15 protein-coding genes are annotated in these 16,697 nt (G+C 64.7%); 13 read left to right on the plus strand and 2 right to left on the minus strand.

What is annotated here, in order from left to right; translation table 11 throughout:
* Positions 1-3 precede the first annotated feature (3 nt).
* From tssE to ACUXV1_RS13700, 10 genes are all read left to right on the plus strand, one after another.
* Positions 4-471: a type VI secretion system baseplate subunit TssE gene (tssE, locus tag ACUXV1_RS13655; RefSeq protein WP_081557045.1), complete on the plus strand. Its 468-nt coding sequence runs from the start codon at positions 4-6 to the stop codon at positions 469-471.
* On the plus strand, positions 471-2,270 hold the full coding sequence (gene tssF, locus ACUXV1_RS13660; RefSeq protein ID WP_446015628.1) for a type VI secretion system baseplate subunit TssF: 1,800 nt from the start codon (positions 471-473) through the stop codon (positions 2,268-2,270). The genes tssE and tssF overlap by 1 nt, the downstream gene beginning before the upstream one ends.
* Positions 2,234-3,283: a type VI secretion system baseplate subunit TssG gene (tssG, locus tag ACUXV1_RS13665; protein WP_446015629.1), complete on the plus strand. Its 1,050-nt coding sequence runs from the start codon at positions 2,234-2,236 to the stop codon at positions 3,281-3,283. The genes tssF and tssG overlap by 37 nt, the downstream gene beginning before the upstream one ends.
* A complete protein-coding gene (gene tssH, locus ACUXV1_RS13670) occupies positions 3,280-5,859 on the plus strand; it encodes a type VI secretion system ATPase TssH (RefSeq protein WP_446015630.1) in 2,580 nt (859 codons plus the stop codon). The genes tssG and tssH overlap by 4 nt, the downstream gene beginning before the upstream one ends.
* A gap of 99 nt (positions 5,860-5,958) precedes the next feature.
* A complete protein-coding gene (locus ACUXV1_RS13675) occupies positions 5,959-7,023 on the plus strand; it encodes a hypothetical protein (RefSeq protein ID WP_446015631.1) in 1,065 nt (354 codons plus the stop codon).
* A gap of 187 nt (positions 7,024-7,210) precedes the next feature.
* Positions 7,211-7,360 (plus strand): hypothetical protein, encoded by a 150-nt coding sequence (locus tag ACUXV1_RS13680; RefSeq protein WP_446015632.1) that lies wholly within the window; start codon positions 7,211-7,213, stop codon positions 7,358-7,360.
* A 70-nt stretch (positions 7,361-7,430) separates the two neighbouring features.
* Complete coding sequence (locus ACUXV1_RS13685) at positions 7,431-8,387, plus strand: hypothetical protein (protein ID WP_446015633.1); 957 nt, start codon at positions 7,431-7,433, stop codon at positions 8,385-8,387.
* Positions 8,388-8,424: 37 nt separating this feature from the next.
* Complete coding sequence (locus ACUXV1_RS13690) at positions 8,425-9,093, plus strand: endonuclease/exonuclease/phosphatase family protein (protein ID WP_446015634.1); 669 nt, start codon at positions 8,425-8,427, stop codon at positions 9,091-9,093.
* 23 nt (positions 9,094-9,116) lie between these two features.
* Positions 9,117-11,123, plus strand: a complete 2,007-nt coding sequence (locus ACUXV1_RS13695) for a type VI secretion system Vgr family protein (RefSeq protein WP_446015635.1) — start codon at positions 9,117-9,119, stop codon at positions 11,121-11,123.
* A gap of 4 nt (positions 11,124-11,127) precedes the next feature.
* Entirely contained in the window at positions 11,128-11,655 is a 528-nt protein-coding gene (locus tag ACUXV1_RS13700; protein WP_043633482.1) for a toxin-antitoxin system YwqK family antitoxin, read from the plus strand.
* 3 nt (positions 11,656-11,658) lie between these two features.
* On the opposite strand, the gene ACUXV1_RS13705 is transcribed toward ACUXV1_RS13700, so the two are convergent.
* On the minus strand, positions 11,659-12,279 hold the full coding sequence (locus tag ACUXV1_RS13705) for an XRE family transcriptional regulator (RefSeq protein WP_446015636.1): 621 nt from the start codon (positions 12,277-12,279) through the stop codon (positions 11,659-11,661).
* Positions 12,280-12,806: 527 nt separating this feature from the next.
* Here ACUXV1_RS13705 and ACUXV1_RS13710 point away from each other — a divergent pair.
* Positions 12,807-13,148, plus strand: a complete 342-nt coding sequence (locus ACUXV1_RS13710) for a hypothetical protein (RefSeq protein ID WP_446015637.1) — start codon at positions 12,807-12,809, stop codon at positions 13,146-13,148.
* Between the two features lie 73 nt (positions 13,149-13,221).
* Here the strand turns inward: ACUXV1_RS13710 and ACUXV1_RS13715 are convergent, their stop codons facing one another.
* Positions 13,222-14,169, minus strand: coding sequence for a sugar-binding transcriptional regulator (locus ACUXV1_RS13715; protein WP_043590141.1), 948 nt, complete (start codon positions 14,167-14,169; stop codon positions 13,222-13,224).
* A 233-nt stretch (positions 14,170-14,402) separates the two neighbouring features.
* Here ACUXV1_RS13715 and ACUXV1_RS13720 point away from each other — a divergent pair, with 233 nt between their 5' ends.
* Together ACUXV1_RS13720 and ACUXV1_RS13725 are read left to right on the plus strand one after the other, a co-directional pair.
* On the plus strand, positions 14,403-15,179 hold the full coding sequence (locus tag ACUXV1_RS13720; RefSeq protein ID WP_043633477.1) for an L-iditol 2-dehydrogenase: 777 nt from the start codon (positions 14,403-14,405) through the stop codon (positions 15,177-15,179).
* A 151-nt stretch (positions 15,180-15,330) separates the two neighbouring features.
* Positions 15,331-16,638 carry an ABC transporter substrate-binding protein gene (locus ACUXV1_RS13725; protein ID WP_446015638.1) on the plus strand — a complete coding sequence of 436 codons (1,308 nt, stop codon included), beginning with the start codon at positions 15,331-15,333 and terminating at the stop codon, positions 16,636-16,638.
* Positions 16,639-16,697 lie beyond the last annotated feature (59 nt).

Below are 16,697 nucleotides of genomic sequence, written 5' to 3' on the forward strand. Positions count from 1 at the left end.
ACCATGCGCCAGCCCGCCCAGTTCCGCCCGGGTCTGTTCGAACTCCTGGCCGATGCCGAACCGCGACACAGGCTGGAGGCCGAGCCGCTGCTGCGGGTGGACCGCCGCCGGCTGCAGGAATCGGTGCGGGCGGAACTGGCGCGGCTGCTGTCCAGCCGCCGCGCCGAACAGCCCTACCTGCCCGAACTCAGCGTCATCGACTACGGCGTGGCGGACTGGAGCGCGCTGCACCCGGAGCGCGCCGAAGACCGCCAGCGCCTGGCGCGCGAGATCCGCCAGGCGATACGCAGCTTCGAACCCCGGCTGGCCGCGCCGCGCGTCAGCGTGGACACCGTGCCGGGCCGCGGCCTGCTCCTCAGCGTGCGCATAGACGGCGAACTCCAGGCCGAGGGCAGCCGCTGGCCGGCCGCCTTCGTCGCCGAACTGGACCCGTCCGGCGCGCGGCTGACCGCCTGCGAGGACGCCGGCTGATGGAATCGCTGGACCCGCGCCTGCTGGACTACTACCAACGCGAACTCGCCTACCTGCGCCACGCCGGCGGCGAATTCGCCCACCGCTACCCCAAGGTGGCCCACCGCCTGCAACTGAGCGACGGCGAATGCCCGGACCCGCAAGTGGAACGGCTGCTGGAAGGCTTCGCCCTGCTGTGCGCGCGGCTGCAACGCCGGCTGGACGACGACTACTCCGAACTCACCGACGCGCTGCTGGAACAGCTCTACCCGCACGCGCTGCGGCCCATGCCCTCCTGCGCCATCGCCCGCTTCGAGCCGGACCCGGACAAGGGCAAGCTGGACGCCGGCTACCGCATCGAGCGCGGCACCCCGCTGTTCGTGGCCACCACCGCCGGCGACAGCCTGCGCTTTCGCACCAGCGCCGCCGTCACCCTGTGGCCGCTGCGGCTCGCCGCCGCCAGCCTGCTGACCGAGGACGAAGCCCAGGCCGCCAGCGGCCTGGCCCAGGCGCGCGCCGCCCTGGTGCTGCGGCTGGAAAAACTGGGGCCGGAACCGCTGGGCGCGCTGCCGCTTAACAGCCTGCGCATCCACCTGGCCGGCTCCCCGCTCAACGCCGCCGCGCTCTACGACCTGCTGTCCGCCCACAGCCTGCAAATCAGCTGCCGGCTGCCGGAGCGGCCCGGCCTCGCGCCCTCCATCCGCCCCGGCGCGCTGCCGCGCGCCTGCGGCTTTAGCGCCGACGAAGCGCTGCTGCCGGCCGAGGACGGCGTGCACCCGGCGCACGCTCTGCTGGCGGAATACTTCGCCTGCCCGGAAAAGTTCGCTTTCTTCGACCTGCCGCTCAGCCTGCCGCGCCAGGCGGAGCGGCAGCTGGAAATCGTCATCGCCTTCGAACGCGCGCCGGCCGGCCGCCTGGGCATCCAGCACGGCGACATCGCGCTGGGCTGCGCGCCGGTGATCAATCTGTTTCCGCACACCTCGGAGCCGCTGCGCCCGGACGGCAGCCGCAGCGAATACCTGCTGGTGGCCGACGCCCACCGCGACCACAGCGTGGAAATCCACTCCATCCGCCAACTGCGCGCCGCCGGCCCGGACGGCGCGCGCCGCATCGCCCCCTACTTCGCCTGCAGCCACGGCGAGGGCGGCGACGGCCGCTACTGGCACGCGCGCCGCGTGCGCGGCCTCAACCGCCTGCGCCCCGGCAGCGACATGCTGCTCACCCTGGTGGACGCCGATTTCGACCCGCTGGCCGCCAGCGAACTCAGCCTCACCGCCGAGCTGCTGTGCACCAACCGCCACCTGGCCGAGCAACTGCCGGCCGGCGCGCCGCTGATGTTCGAACTGCCCGGCCCGGTGGGCCAGGCGCGGCTGCTGCGCCCGCCTCGGCCGCAAACCGAAGCCGCGCTGGACGGCGCCTCGCGCTGGAAACTGGTGTCCCAGCTCAGCCTCAACCACCTGTCGCTGAGCGAAGGCCCGCAAGCGCTGGCCGCGCTGCGCGAAATGCTGGCGCTGCACAATCTGGGCGAACAGCCGGCCGCGCGCCGCCAGATCGAAGGCATCGCCGCGCTCGGCAGCGAACGCATCGTCGACCATGTCGGCGCCGACGCCTGGCGCGGCTGGCGCAACGGCCTGCTGCTGACGCTGGAGCTGGACCCGACCTGCTTCGCCGGCGGCAGCCGCGTGCTGTTCGCCGCCGTGCTCGCCCACTTCTTCGCCCTCTACGCCCACGCCAACCGCTTCGTGCGCACCCGACTCGTCCACCAGCAACAGGAGATCCAGACATGGCAGCCCCCGCCCGGCCCCAGCCTGGTTCTGTAGCCGAGCGGCTGCTGACGCGGCCGCAGGGCTTCGAATTCGCCCAGGCGGTGATGCTGCTGGAACGGCTGACGCCGCAAGCCGCGCCGCTGGGCCAGGGCGCGGACCCGGCGCGCGAGGCGCTGCGGCTGCGCGGCCCGCTGCTGCCCGCCTTCGCCGCCAGCGAACTGAGCGCGCTGGAACCGGGCGCGCTGGGCGGCGACGCGCGGGACGGCCAGCCGGCGCTCGATGTCGAATCCTTCGGCCTGGGCGGCCCGGACGGCCCGCTGCCCTACGCCTACCAGGAATGGCTGCAACAACGCCGCCAGGACAAAGACCACGCGCCGGCGGAATTCCTGCAACTGTTCCAGCACCGGCTGCTGGCCCTGCTCTACCGCGCCCAGCGCAAATACCGGCTGGCGCCCAGCTTCGCCGCGCCGCGGCTCAGCCCGGCGCGGCCGCTGCTGCTCAGCCTGTGCGGCCTGCTGCCCGCCGGCCTGCAACAACGCCAAGCGGTGCCGGACGCCGCGCTGCTGGCCCGCGCCGCCCTGCTGGCGGACCGCCGCCGCTCGCTGGCCGGCTTCGCCGCCTTGGCCAGCCGCCACCTGGCCGCGCCGGTGCAGGCCAGCCCCTACGCCGGCGGCTGGCGCGAGATCCCGCCGGCCAGCCGCACCAGCATCGGCCCCAACGGCCGCAACGCCGCGCTGGGCCAGGGCGCGCTGGCCGGCCGCCGCGCCTGGGACGAACACGCTGGCATCCGCCTGACCGTGGGCCCGCAGGACCCGGCCGGCTACCGCGCCTTCCTGCCCGGCGGCGAACGCCACCGCGCGTTGGCCGCGCTGGCGGACTTCTACTTCGGCCCGGACCTGGACATCCAGCTCAGCCTGCTGTGGCAAGCGCCAGCCGCCGCGCTCAAGCTGCAAGCCCGCGCCGCGCCGCGGCTGAGCTGGGACAGCTGGCTGGGCGGTCCCGGCGGAGCGCGACAGCTGGACACCCGGCTGCAACGGCCGCCCCCGGCCGGCGAGGACCCGGCATGAGCGCCGAACTGTCCGAACTGGTGGCCCGCCTCAACCCCAGCTGCCGCAAGGCGCTGGAGCTGGCCGCCCAGCGCTGCCTGCAGCAAAGCCACTACTACGTGGAAATCGAACACGTGCTGCTGGAGCTGCTGGAACTGCCCAACGGCGACCTGCAGCTGCTGCTGCCCAAGCTGGGCCTGAGCACAGACCAACTGAGCGCGGAGCTGCGCCGCAGCCTGGACCAGTTCAAGCGCGGTGAAACCCGCGCCCCGGCCTTCTCCAGCCACACCGTGGCTTGGCTCAAGGAAGCGCTGCTGCTGGCCACGCTGCGCCAGCAGGCCAGCATCCGCTCCGGCCTGCTGCTGCTCACCCTGCTGGAGCGCGACGAACTGCGCAATCTGCTGCTGATCGGCGCGCCCTGCCTGCTGCGCGCGCCGCGCCAGCCCCTGAGCGAACAACTGGACGCCTGGGCCGCCGCCTCGCGCGAAGCCCCGTCCGCCACCGAGGCGGAACCGGCCGGCGCGCTGGCGCGCTTCACCCACGACCTGGTGGCCGACGCCCGCGCCGGCCTCATCGACCCCATCGTGGGCCGCGACGGCGAAATCCGCCAATGCCTGGACATCCTGCTGCGCCGCCGCCAGAACAACCCCATCCTGGTGGGCGCGCCCGGCGTGGGCAAAACCGCGGTGGCGGAAGGCCTGGCGCTGCGCATCGCCCATGAGGAAGTGCCGCCGGCGCTGGCCGGCGTCGGCCTGCTGGCGCTGGACCTGGGCCTGCTGCAAGCCGGCGCCGGGCTCAAGGGCGAATTCGAACAAAGGCTGCAAAGCGTGATGGACGACATCCGCGCCGCCGCCCGGCCCATCATCCTGTTCATCGACGAAGCCCACACCCTGGTGGGCGCCGGCGCGGCCGAGGGCCACAGCGACGCCGCCAACCTGCTCAAGCCGGCGCTGGCGCGCGGCGAACTGCGCACCGTGGCCGCCACCACCTGGCAGGAATACAAGAAATACTTCGAACGCGACCCGGCGCTGGCGCGGCGCTTCCAGCCGGTGCAAGTGGAAGAACCGGACGAAGACAGCGCCGTGGCCATGCTGCGCGGCGTCGCCGCCCGGCTGGAACAGCACCACGGCGTGCGCATCCTGGACGCCGCCATCCACGACGCGGTCAAGCTGTCCCACCGCTACATCTCCGGCCGCCAACTGCCGGACAAGGCCATCAGCGTGCTGGACACCGCCTGCGCCCGCGTGGCGCTGGCCCAGCACGACCAGCCGCCGCAGTTGGAAAACCTGCGCCACCGCCAAGCCATGCTGGACGAAGAACTGGAACGGCTGCTGAACGAACAGGCCACCGGCCTGGACCACGCCGCCCGCATCGCCGCGCTGCGCCAAGACAGCGCGCGCCAGCTGCAAGCCATGCGCGAACTGACCGTGCGCTGGCAGGACGAATTGCGCGCGGTGCGCGAAATCCTGCACACCCACCAGCAACTGCTGGACTTCCTGGCCAACGAACCCGAGCTGCCCGCCGGCGAACCGCCGCTGCTGCTGGAAGAAGCCGAAGACGGGCCAGCGACGGCCGACGAGGACGAAGCCGCGGACCCGGCGCTGCAGCTGGCGGAACAACTGGCGCGGCTGGAAGCCGGCCTGGACGCGCTGCGCCAGGACGACCCGCTGGTGCCGGAACACGTGGATTCCAAGGCGGTGGCCGCCGTCATCGCCGGCTGGACCGGCATCCCGGTGGGCAAGATGCTGGCCGACGAAGCCTACGCCATCCGCACCCTGGCCCAGCGCATGGGCCAGCGCGTGATCGGCCAGCCGGCCGCGCTGGGCAAGATCGCCCAACGCATCCAGGCCTACCGCGCCGGCCTGACCGACCCCGGCAAACCGGTGGGCGTGTTCCTGCTGCTCGGCCCCACCGGCGTGGGCAAGACCGAAACCGCCTACGCGCTGGCCGACGCGCTCTATGGCGGCGAACGCAATCTGATCGTGGTCAACCTGGCGGAATACCAGGAAGCCCATAGCGTCAGCCAGCTCAAGGGCGCGCCGCCCGGCTACGTCGGCTACGGCCAGGGCGGCGTGCTGACCGAAGCGGTGCGGCGCAAGCCCTATAGCGTGGTGCTGCTCGACGAAATCGAAAAAGCCCACCCGGACGTGCTGGAAGCCTTCTACAACGTGTTCGATAAGGGCGTCATGGAAGACGGCACCGGCCTGACGGTGGACTTCAACAACACCATCATCCTGGCCACCAGCAATGTGGGGGCGGAAGCCATCCTGGCCGCCGCGCCCGCCGCCATCGGCCACTCCGGCTTCATCGACCAACTGCGGCCGCAACTGAACACCGCCTTCCGCCCGGCGTTGCTGGCGCGGATGACGGTGGTGCCCTACCGCGCGCTGGACGACACAGTGCTGGCCGACATAGTGCGCAGCAAGCTGGAAGTGCTGCGTCAACGCTATCAACGCGCCACTGGCAAGATGTTTGATTTTGATCCCGGCTTGATTCAGGCGGTGCTAAACCGCTGTCGTGGGGCGGGGGCGCGGGATATTGATAATGTGTTATTGGCGGAGGTGGTGGGGAAATTGGCGGAGTGGGCGGTGGGATGAATACTTCACACCAACAACAATTCACCAAAAACGTCTATTCATTTACAAAACCAATTCAAGACAACATCCACAATTCAAGAACCAGAACTGGAAACCGAAATGCCAAATATAATTGCATATACACTAGCTAGAAAAGTCCCCATATATAAAGACATCACCAATGGTAAATTAATTTCATTTATTCCAGAAAAATCACTAAACTCCATGACAAAGGTAGAATTAATTTACGAAACAGCCCTAATACATTTTGGCATTCCATATATTTGGGCAAGAGTAATCGAAGGAAATGACATAGGTGTGACTGGCTACATCCCAAGGTTTGGCGTTCACACTTGCTACATACAGCAAATACCTGGGAGCCATAACGTTGATTTTACCGGTGTAAAGTATGGAAGTTACTCTAGAAGTAGTGATGCAAGCATAGCTAAGGAGAAATCTGATATTTACAGCATCGGCATCAAAGACAACTCAACGATCAAAATAAGTGATTATAAAAAAATGTCCGAACGCGACATTAATAAAACTTCATTCGTCAACCTGGAAATGGCAAAAAAAATGTGCCCATATTGTCTAGGTCAGAATAGCGATCACAAAATACTAGAAACAGCTACAGCCAGGAGCGTCGCACTAAAAGTGCATTCACATCTACGACAAAATCAATGTGGACAAAGCTTTATGATAGGTGTTTTAGAGCACTACAGCAACTCAAAAAAGCCTAGCCTATATTGTTCCATTTCAAAATCAGGCGAAGACACAACAAGAATACAAAATCTTACAAGAGTTTTCTGCAAAGCCAATGAAATAAAATATGTCACAGCCGACAAAATTGAGCAAAAATTACAAAACTTAAATGGGGATGAAATAAAAAACGAACATTTCACATCAGAAAGCATTTTGCAATGCGCAGCCCCCAAATTAATACAATACATAACACAAAGAAAACTCTACAACACTAATGACAATATCTACTTATCTGAGATATGGTATCAGCAAGCGAATAGCCACAACCTTCACAATGACACTGGCAGCATTGATTCATGCAATCGCTGCAGAATTATAATTCCACGAATGCTGTGCGGCTTTAAAAACCCTTATAGCAAAGAAAAAATAGGCCGCCCAAAAAATTGGGTAACCCTGGATAAATTTTTAAAAGGAGGCTATTAACCCAACAGAGAAATCAGAATAATTAGACCGGGGTTTCGTGAAATGTAATGCACTGCCATGTTTATCGCGCACCATCCACAATCAATATACGTTGGACTCTCCCTTTGCTACATAAAATGTAATAAAAAATTAAACAACCAAGTGCCGCCCCTCCGACAAAACCACCCCGCTCTCGCTCAGCGCCACCGTGCTGAAAGAGCTCTACCCGGACAGCCTGTCCGGCGCCGAGGCGCTAAACGCGCTGGGCAGCTTCACCCTGGCCGGCTTCAGCGACAGCGCGCTGACGCTGAACAAAAGTTCTTCCGCCTTGGTTAGCAAGATGGCAGAACAAATTTAGAACTGATGTGATGGTTTAAGCAGCACCCGGCAGAGTATCAACTCATTGGAAGCAAAAACACGGAGGCCGCATGATTACCGTTATGACCCTCAGCGGTGGCTCGGGCACCATGTTTTGCAGTTGCAAGAATGGGGACTGCCAAGACCACAGTCTCATTTCCATTACCACTCAAAACCGTGAGGTCTATCAGTTTCAATACTCCGCCGGCCATCAAAAAATGCATCTCAGAACCACCAAGGAGGAGATCACCCGGTTTTGGGACAACACCAAAACCAAGGGCATCAGGGTCCGGCATGTGATTTACATCCCCAGCAAGAATGAAGTGGCGCACATTCTAAGAAGCAAGCCGCCGGAAATCGGCATCCCGCCAACCAGCGCCAGCGGCAGGCCGCCGCCAGCCCATCAGAGCATGAGTTCGGTAGTGGAGATGAAGCCGCCCACCATGACCATGCGCCGCGGCGATGATGTCTTGATTGACATTGGCGGCAGCCATGGCGATGAAAAGGCCTTCTCGCATAAGCCGCTATTAAAAAAAACGCCAACAGCGCTGGGCTTGGATCAAGACAGAATGATCCAATTCATGGCAGAGAATCATGGGGAAAACCGGGGCAACTGTGCGGAGGTGGTGGCGGCGGTGCTTGAAGCCGGCATCACCGACGCACCGGATAGGCCGCTGACCACCGGCTGCACCCTGCCCTTATGCGCTTGCATCTGCTGCTGCCATTCGCCCACCTCGGTGAGCAAGCTGGCCTTTAACATCCAGAAAAACACCCTGGCGCAACTCAGCGAACAAGGCCTGCTGAGCGCGGACTTGCTGGGCTACGCTCCCAATAGAATCTCCAGAACCGGGAAAAGTCAGTTTGACGAATTCGACTTGTTCGATATCGATTTTGACCTGCTGTCTTATTATCAGAGCGATGACAATTGCTGCACCTCCCTGATTAAAATCATCTGGGACACTTTATCCATGTGCACCTTCAGCACCTACTCCAAAGCGCAAAACGGGGACCAAGAAAAGCAGCACTAACACCGCAGCGTTAAATTAGATCGGCCAAGGAGCAAAGATGCGCGTAGCCAGCTTCAATCTGGAAAAAAATGGCGAATCCTCGCCGCTGGATAAAAAGGCACAGGTCGAGACCTTCATCCACCAATGCTGTTCCAACGACAACTGGGACGTTGACGTAGTGTTTCTGTGCGAAGTGCACTCCGCCAGGCTGGACGACTATTACGATTATTTACGCAAGGTGTATCAAGACTATGATGTCCACGCCTTTGCCGGCGGCCACTCCAACGGCTACATGGTGATGACCAGAAAAGGGCCGCATCTCGAAGTTGTCAGCCAGGGGCACTTGAAAGGCCTGAACCGGGACCTGATCGCGGTTTGGGCCGAAGCCGTCAACGGCTACACCGGCTTTCTGTTTCTGGCTCACTTCAAATCCGGCCAGGGCGGGTTGACCAAGAGCCAGCTGCGGGACTGCACCAGCCTGGGCGGGCACTGGGTGGCCACCGGCGATCTGAACCTGGACTACACCCGTGTAGAGGAACTGGACACCCCGGGCGTCGCCTATGAATGCTGGCAAGGACAGGCCACCCACGCCAAAGGCGGCATCCTGGATTGGGTGCTGGCCTCGGTCGACGTCAAAGTCGCGCCTTTCGACATCAGCGGCTGGGCGGACGCGTTCGACATGAGCGGCCCGGACCATCGCCCCATCGTCTTCGACGTCCTCAGCTGAGCGCCGCTGCCGCGAGAACCCCCATGCCCCGCCCCTCCGACAAAACCACCCCGCTCTCGCTCAGCGCCCCGGCGCTGAAAGCGCTGTACCCGGACAGCCTCTCCGGCGACGAGGCGCTGAACGCGCTGGGCAGCTTCACCCTGGCCGGCTTCAGCGACAGCGCGCTGACGCTGGACAAGGCGGTGGCCTCCCACCTGACCCTGAGCCTGCGCCGCGACGACAAGACCCGGCCGCTAGACGGCCTGTGTGCGGCGATACGCCAGCTGCCGGGCGACGCCACCGCGGACCGCTACAGCGTGACGCTGCGGCCCTGGTTGTGGTGGCTGAGCCTGGCCGGCAACAACCGCATCTTCCAGAACCAGAGCGTGCCGGACATCGTAAAAGCGGTGTTCGCCGGCCACGGCTTCAGCGACTACCAGCTGAAGCTAGACGCCACCTATCCCAAGCGCGAGTACTGCGTGCAATTTGGCGAGAGCGATCTCAATTTTGTGATGCGGCTGCTGGAAGACGCCGGCATCTTCTGGTTCTTCACTCACGCCGACGGCAAACACACCCTGGTGCTGGCGGACGGCAACAGCCATTTCCCGGACTGCCCCAATAACGCCAAGATTCCCTACCTGGGCCAGGACCTGGGCGGGCGCGAGCTGGAAGGCGTGCGCAGCGCCGGCATCAGCCGCCAGGCGGTGGCCGGCGGCTACCGCGCCGGCGATTACGAATTCACCACCGCCAGCGCCTCGCTGTACGCGCAGGCGCTGGCCAAGTCCGACCTGCCCAACCTCTACCAATACCCCGGCGGCTACGCCAAAAAAGCCGACGGCGACGCGCTGGCCAAGCAGCGCAGCGACGGCCTGCGCGCCGAGGAAGTGGAGCTGGTGGGCGACAGCGATTGCCGCTGGCTGATTCCCGGCCACTGCTTCACCCTGAGCGGCCACCCGGACCCGGCCTGTAATATCGCCTGGGTGGTGACCCGCGTCAGCCACGAGGCCGGCCAGCAGCATTACCGCAACCGCTTCGCCGCCATTCCCAAGGCCACCCCCTACCGCCCGCCGCGGCTCACCCCCAAGCCGGTGATGCACCCGCAGGTGGCCAAGGTGGTGGGCAAGGCCGGCGAGGAGATCTGGACCGATAAATACGGCCGCGTCAAAGTGCAATTCCCCTGGGACCGCGACGGCAAGGACGACGAATCCAGCTCCTGCTGGCTGCGGGTGATGCAGCCGTGGAGCGGCAAGGGCTTTGGCATGCAGTTCATCCCGCGCATCGGCCAGGAGGTGATTGTCAGCTTCATCGACGGCGACCCGGACAAGCCGCTAGTCAGCGGCTGCGTCTACAACGGCGACAACGCGCTGCCCTACGAACTGCCGGCCAAGCAGGCGCAGTCCGGCCTCAAGACCAACTCGACAAAAGGCGGCGGCGGTTTCAACGAATTGCGCTTCGACGACAGCAAAGACAAGGAGGAGGTGTTCTTCCAGGCGCAGAAGGACTACACGGTGAAAGTGCTCAACGACGCGGCCGCCGACGTGGGCCACGACGAAACCCTGGTGGTGAAGAACGAGCGCAAGCGCAGCGTCACCGAGGGCAACGACAGCCTCAGCGTGGACAAGGGCAACCGCACGGTGGAAGTGAAAACCGGCAATGAAACCCTCAACGTCAAGGGCAAGCGCACCGTCAAGGTGGAGGGCGACCAGAGCCACAGCACCGGCGGCAATCACGAACACAAGGTCAGCGGCAACTACACGCTAACCGTGGACGGCAACCTCACCATCAAGGTCAGCGGCACCCTCACCCTGCAAAGCGGCGGCGCCTTCACCGCCAAGAGCGACGCCGCCTACACCGCCCAGGCCGGCACCAGCCTGACCAACAAGGCCGGCACCGGGCTCACCAACCAGGCGGGCACCGAGCTGACCAATAAAGCCGGCACCACGCTGACCAACGACGCCGGGGTGTCGCTAACCAACAAGGCCAGCGCCAGCCAGACCGTGGACGGCGGCGGCATGCTCACCCTCAAGGGCGGGCTGATCCAGCAGAACTGATGCGATGGCGGAACCGATAGACATCCAGCAAGACCAGCAGCGCTTCGTCGGCCAGCTGGGCGACGGCAAGCTGCAAGGCCCGGCGCGCATCGAGCAAGCCGGCGCGCCGCTGGCGCGCTTCCACTACCAGGACGGCCAGCTGCACGGCCCGGCCACCCTGCTGCACCCCAGCGGCCAGCCCTCGGCCCAGCTGCATTACCAGTGCGGCCAGCTGCACGGCGCCGCGCAGTATTGGTCGCCGGAGGGCGCGCTGCAACGCCAGGCTCATTACCGCCACGGCCTGCCGCACGGCGAAACCCGCACCCTGTTTCCCAACGGCCAGGCGGCGGAGCTGGCGGTCTACCGCAACGGCCTCAAGCACGGCCTGCAACAGCGCTACCACCCCAACGGCGCGCTGGCGGAACGGCAGAACTTCATCGAGGGCAAACCGCTGGGGCCGCCGGAACGCTTCGCCGACGACGGCCGGCCGCTGAACGCCGACGGCAAACCGATGGCGCGCTGGCGCTGGTGGTGGCAAAAAATGATGGGGTGAGCGCTACACCTGCCGCCCGAGCCACACCACTCGCCCCAACACCGAGAAATCCGCCGGCGGCGCGGCCAGGTCCACCTCAAACGGCGGATAAGCCTCATTGGCGCTGGACAAACCCAGCTTGCCGCCCGGCAGCCTCTGCGCCCGGCGCACCACCACCTCGCCGTCCAGTTCCAGCGCGTACAAGCCGCTGCCCGGCTGGGTTTCCGCCCGGTTGATCAGGGCCAGGTCGCCGTCATTCAACACGCCGTCCATCGCATCGCCCGCCACCGCCACCGCCGCCAGCTGGCCGGCCGGCAACTTGAGCCGGGATTCCAGCCAGCCCAGCGCCAGCGGCAGAGTCGCGCCGTCGCCGTAACACGGCACCTCCACATGCGCGCCTTGCGGCGCATACGGCGCCAAGGGCTCGCCGGTGCGCGGCCCCGTCGCCCCCGGCAAGGCTTCCCCTTCGCCAAACAGCAGCCAATCCAGCCGCGCGCCGGTCAGCCGCGAAAACTTGGCCACCAGCACGGCGGACGGTTTGCGCGTGCCGCCTTCGTAGTTCTGCAGCGACACCAGCGATATGCCCAGTTTCTGCGCAGTGACGTCGCGCGCTTCTTTCAGCACCGTGTCGCGGATAAACCTCAATCGTTTGCCAAGAGATTCCAATATCCACCCCCTCAGAATCGGTTCAAAGTCTGCTGCGCTTCATGGCGCCTTGTACCGCGCCGCGCCGCCATTCCGCTGCCTCAGCCGCAACGCCTTGTCCCGCTTGAGCCCCCCAGCGCCCTGAACAGGCTCTCAGCTTCAACAAGGAACGAAGCGGATAGACGGAAAAACCACATTCACGGTCACTGCAATGAGTTGATTTTATTGAATATATTTATATTTTAAAATTGCGGACCACGCTCGCATTTGCAATTAACCGCGATCGTGGTGAGATAGCGTCACGCCAATGACTCAACAGGCTAACGCCGCCAAGGCCAGCCAAACCAGTCAGCGGATAAGCCCCGCGGCCACCCGCCAGGCCGCCCTTGGGTCAAGGCGGAACCGGAGTTCCGACACGATTCGTGCATTCTAAGCCGCTCATCTCGAAATCGCGAATCCAGCCGGTCCGGCTTCCGCCCAGCGGACCACGCCCCGCGCCAGCCCATAACGGACTTCTAGGAGCCTCCATGCCGATACGCAACCTCCTCGCCCTATTCGCCAAACCGCCGCCGGCCAAACCGCCCGCCCGCCTGATCAAGACCGTCCAGCAGTTGCACGCGCAGCGCAGCGACAACCCCGCCCTCGCCGCCATCGACCTTGAACTGGCCTATCTGTCCCGCTGCTGCGAACACTACGACGACATCGCCGACGAACTGCGCCAATGCTGCGAGGCGCTGAGCGCGCTGCTGCTGATGCTGCGCCACACGGAAAACGCGCAACTGCGCGGCAAGGCGCTGTGGGCTTTGCTGGAGCCTTTGCAACAACGTTTGCAGCTGGCCGCGGCCAAGCTGGAGGCGGTAACGTCCTGAACGCCCATCGGCCCGCATTGCCTGATGCTTGGGCTGCGCTGGCGCCATGGGAGATACACGCGGCGGGCGCCCCTCATCCCTCCAATATCCGCCGCGCGCAGGCCTCGTCAGTAACCAGGCCGGACAGCCATTCGCCGCGCAGCGCCGCCAGGATGGCGGCCGCCTTGTCCTCGCCGCCGGCGAAGGCGATCACCGGTTTGGCCGGCCGCGGCCTCAAGGCCAGGCTGGTTACCCGCTCCTGCACCGTTTCGCCCACCAGCCGGCCGGCGCTGTCCATCGGCCGGCCCAGCAGCTCCGCCACCGCTTCACGCGCCATCAGCCCGGCAATCTCCTGCGGATCCAGGAAGCCGTCCTCCTGCAAGGGGCAGCCCGGCGCAATGGCGCCGATGCCGATGAAGGCCACGTCGGCCTCCGCGCCCAGCGCCTCCACCGCCCGGTACAGCCGGTGGTTGCACCATTGCGCGCGGTCGTCGGCGCTGTCGGCGTACAAAGGCGCCGGCAGCAGATAGTAGCGGCTCTGGGTTTTCTGCGCCGCCGGCAAGGCCACGTCGTAGCGGTTGGAACAGCCGTCGTGGGCGATGGTGCCGATCAGCGACACCAGCCGGTGCTGCGGGCTGTGAATGTCGCCCAGTTCGTCGATCACGGCCTTGAGCGTGCGGCCGGACCCCAGGGCCACCACCAGCGGGCGCGGCTGCTGCAAATAGCTCTCGAACACGCGCGCGCCGGCCACAGCCAGCTTCTTGCGCAATTCGGCCGGGGCGTCGCCGTCGGCCGGCACCACCTCGCACAGCTGCAGACCAAAACGCTGGCGCAAGGCTTCCGCCAATGCCAGGCAGGCCGCCACCGGATGCGCCACCGTCACCTTGACCAGGCCCTGGTCCACCGCCGCCGCCACCAGCCGCTGCGCCACCTGGCGCGACACTTGCAACTGCTCGGCGATCTCGTTCTGGGTCTTGCCCGCCACGTAATACAGCCAGGCGGCCCGCGCCGCCTGGTCCAGCTTTTCCTGCTGTTTGGACAAAACACCCTCCTCGCTTGATGTGGCCCCGCCCGCGTCCGCAACGCGGAGACACGCATTCTAAACGATTGGCGCATCGCGCTTCATTTGCCGCGAAAGCGAAGAAATAGCCTTTTAAAATCATGCTGCTATGCAGCACTTCTTTTTCGCTCTCCGCGCTTGACAGCCTCCTGCATTTTATCGAATATTTGCCCAAAAAAAGAGCAAATGCTCAAAAATTATCAGGAGGAGAAATCATGAAGCTGAAACACAAGGTGGCCATCGTCACCGGCGCGGCCAGCGGCATCGGGCTGGCGGTGGCGCGCCGCTACCTGGCCGAAGGCGCTCGCTGCCTGCTGGTGGACCTGCGGCTGAGCCCTGAGCTGCAAGCCCTTGCCGACGGGCCGGATGCGGACAACACGGCCTTGCTGGCCGCCGACATTAGCAAGCGCGACGATATCGGACACATCGTCCGCGCCGCGATCGAGCGCTTCGGCCGCGTCGACATCCTCTACAACAACGCGGCGCTGTTTGATCTGGCCCCGCTGCTGGAAGCCAGTTGGGACAGCTATCAGCGGCTGTTCGCGGTCAATGTCCAGGGCATGTTCTTTCTGATGCAGGCGGCGGCGCGGCAAATGGTGGCCCAGGGCGAGGGCGGCAAGATCATCAATCTGTCGTCCCAGGCCGGCCGCCGCGGCGAGGCGCTAGTAGCCCATTACTGCGCCACCAAGGCGGCTGTGATCAGCTACACCCAGTCAGCCGCCTTGGCGCTGGCTCCGCACGGCATCAACGTCAACGCCATCGCGCCCGGCGTGGTGGACACGCCGATGTGGGAGCAGGTGGACGCGCAGTTCGCCCGTTACGAGGGCCTCGCCCCCGGCGAGAAAAAACGACGCGTGGGCGCGGCGGTGCCGCTGGGCCGCATGGGCAGGCCGGAGGATTTATGCGGCGCGGCGGTGTTTCTCGCCTCCGCCGACGCGGACTACATCACCGCCCAGACGCTGAACGTGGACGGCGGCAACTGGATGAGCTGAGCCGCCGCGCCCGCGCCAGCAAACCACCCTGTCCCACGCTGCAAGACCCGATCCACAACCGTTGACACCGCCCAAGCCGGGCCGCCGCATCGCACACGGCAAGCCGGCCGCACAAGCTTTGTCCGCAACGCTTCAAGCAAGGAGAAACGCCATGACCAGACCCTACCGCTTCCCGCTGGCCGCCGCTCTGCTGCTGGCCGGCTCCGCCCACGCCGCCACCCTCACCATCGCCACGCTGAACAACCCGGACATGATCACGCTGAAAAAGCTGTCCCCGGCTTTCGAGGCCCAAAACCCCGGCATCAAGCTCAACTGGGTGGTGCTGGAAGAAAACATGCTGCGCCAACGCGTCACCACCGATATCGCCACCAAGAGCGGCAAATTCGATCTGATGACGATAGGCACGTACGAAGCGCCGATCTGGGCCAAAAAAGGCTGGTTGCAGCCTATGGATCAACTGGCGCCCGGCTATGAGCTGGCCGATGTGGTCAAGACCGCGCGCGACGCGCTGTCCTACAAGGGCCAGCTATACGCGCTGCCCTTCTACGTGGAAAGCTCGATGACTTATTACCGCAAGGACTTGTTCGCCAAACTGGGGCTGAACATGCCGGAGCGGCCCACTTACCAGCAGATCGCCGGTTTCGCCAAAACGCTGAAGGAAAAAGGCGGGGTGTACGGCATCTGCCTGCGCGGCAAGGCCGGCTGGGGCGAGAACATGGCCTATCTGTCCACCTTGGTGCACACCAACGGCGGCCGTTGGTTCGACGAGCAATGGCGGCCGACGATAGACAGCCCGGAGTGGAAGCAGTCGCTGAACTTCTACGTGGACTTGATGCGCCGCTACGGCCCGCCCGGCGCCAGCACCAACGGTTTCAACGAGAATCTAACCCTGTTCGCCAGCGGCAAATGCGGTATCTGGATAGACGCCACCGTGGCCGCAGGGCTGTTGTTCAATCCCAAGGAGTCTCAGGTGGCGGATAAAGTGGGCTTCGCCCAGGCGCCGACGGGGGTGACGCCCAAGGGCTCCAGCTGGCTGTGGTCCTGGGCACTGGCGGTGCCCCAATCCTCGCGTCAGCAAGCGGCGGCCAAACAGTTTGCCCAATGGGCCACCTCCAAGGACTACATCCGGCTGGTGGCCAAGGATCAGGGCTGGACTTCGGTGCCGCCCGGCACCCGCCTGTCCACTTACCAACAGCCGGAATATCTGAAGGCCGCGCCCTTCGCCAAATTCGTGCTGGCGGCGATCCAGCAGGCTAATCCCAACGACCCGGCGCTGAAAAAAGTGCCCTACACCGGCATCCAATATGTCGGCATCCCGGAGTTCCAGTCCTTCGGCACCGTGGTGGGCCAGGCCGTTTCCGGCGCGCTAGCCGGTCAAAGCAGCGTGGACGCCGCGCTGAAAGCCGGCCAGGCGGCGGCGGAACGGGCGGTGCGGCAGGGCGGCTATCAAAAGCCGTAAGCATCAGAACCCAAGAGCCTGTTCCCAGCGCTTCGCCGCCCCCATCCACCCACGACCGC

The organism is Chromobacterium sp. W521, assembly GCF_052805975.1.

Excerpts from the sequence above, each read along its gene's own strand:
- tssE (WP_081557045.1), top strand. The coding sequence starts at position 4 with ATGCGCCAGCCCGCCCAGTTCCGCCCGGGTCTGTTCGAACTCCTGGCC.
- tssF (WP_446015628.1), top strand. The coding sequence starts at position 471 with ATGGAATCGCTGGACCCGCGCCTGCTGGACTACTACCAACGCGAACTC.
- tssG (WP_446015629.1), top strand. The coding sequence starts at position 2,234 with ATGGCAGCCCCCGCCCGGCCCCAGCCTGGTTCTGTAGCCGAGCGGCTG.
- tssH (WP_446015630.1), top strand. The coding sequence starts at position 3,280 with ATGAGCGCCGAACTGTCCGAACTGGTGGCCCGCCTCAACCCCAGCTGC.
- ACUXV1_RS13675 (WP_446015631.1), top strand. The coding sequence starts at position 5,959 with ATGCCAAATATAATTGCATATACACTAGCTAGAAAAGTCCCCATATAT.
- ACUXV1_RS13685 (WP_446015633.1), top strand. The coding sequence starts at position 7,431 with ATGATTACCGTTATGACCCTCAGCGGTGGCTCGGGCACCATGTTTTGC.
- ACUXV1_RS13690 (WP_446015634.1), top strand. The coding sequence starts at position 8,425 with ATGCGCGTAGCCAGCTTCAATCTGGAAAAAAATGGCGAATCCTCGCCG.
- ACUXV1_RS13695 (WP_446015635.1), top strand. The coding sequence starts at position 9,117 with ATGCCCCGCCCCTCCGACAAAACCACCCCGCTCTCGCTCAGCGCCCCG.
- ACUXV1_RS13700 (WP_043633482.1), top strand. The coding sequence starts at position 11,128 with ATGGCGGAACCGATAGACATCCAGCAAGACCAGCAGCGCTTCGTCGGC.
- ACUXV1_RS13710 (WP_446015637.1), top strand. The coding sequence starts at position 12,807 with ATGCCGATACGCAACCTCCTCGCCCTATTCGCCAAACCGCCGCCGGCC.
- ACUXV1_RS13720 (WP_043633477.1), top strand. The coding sequence starts at position 14,403 with ATGAAGCTGAAACACAAGGTGGCCATCGTCACCGGCGCGGCCAGCGGC.
- ACUXV1_RS13725 (WP_446015638.1), top strand. The coding sequence starts at position 15,331 with ATGACCAGACCCTACCGCTTCCCGCTGGCCGCCGCTCTGCTGCTGGCC.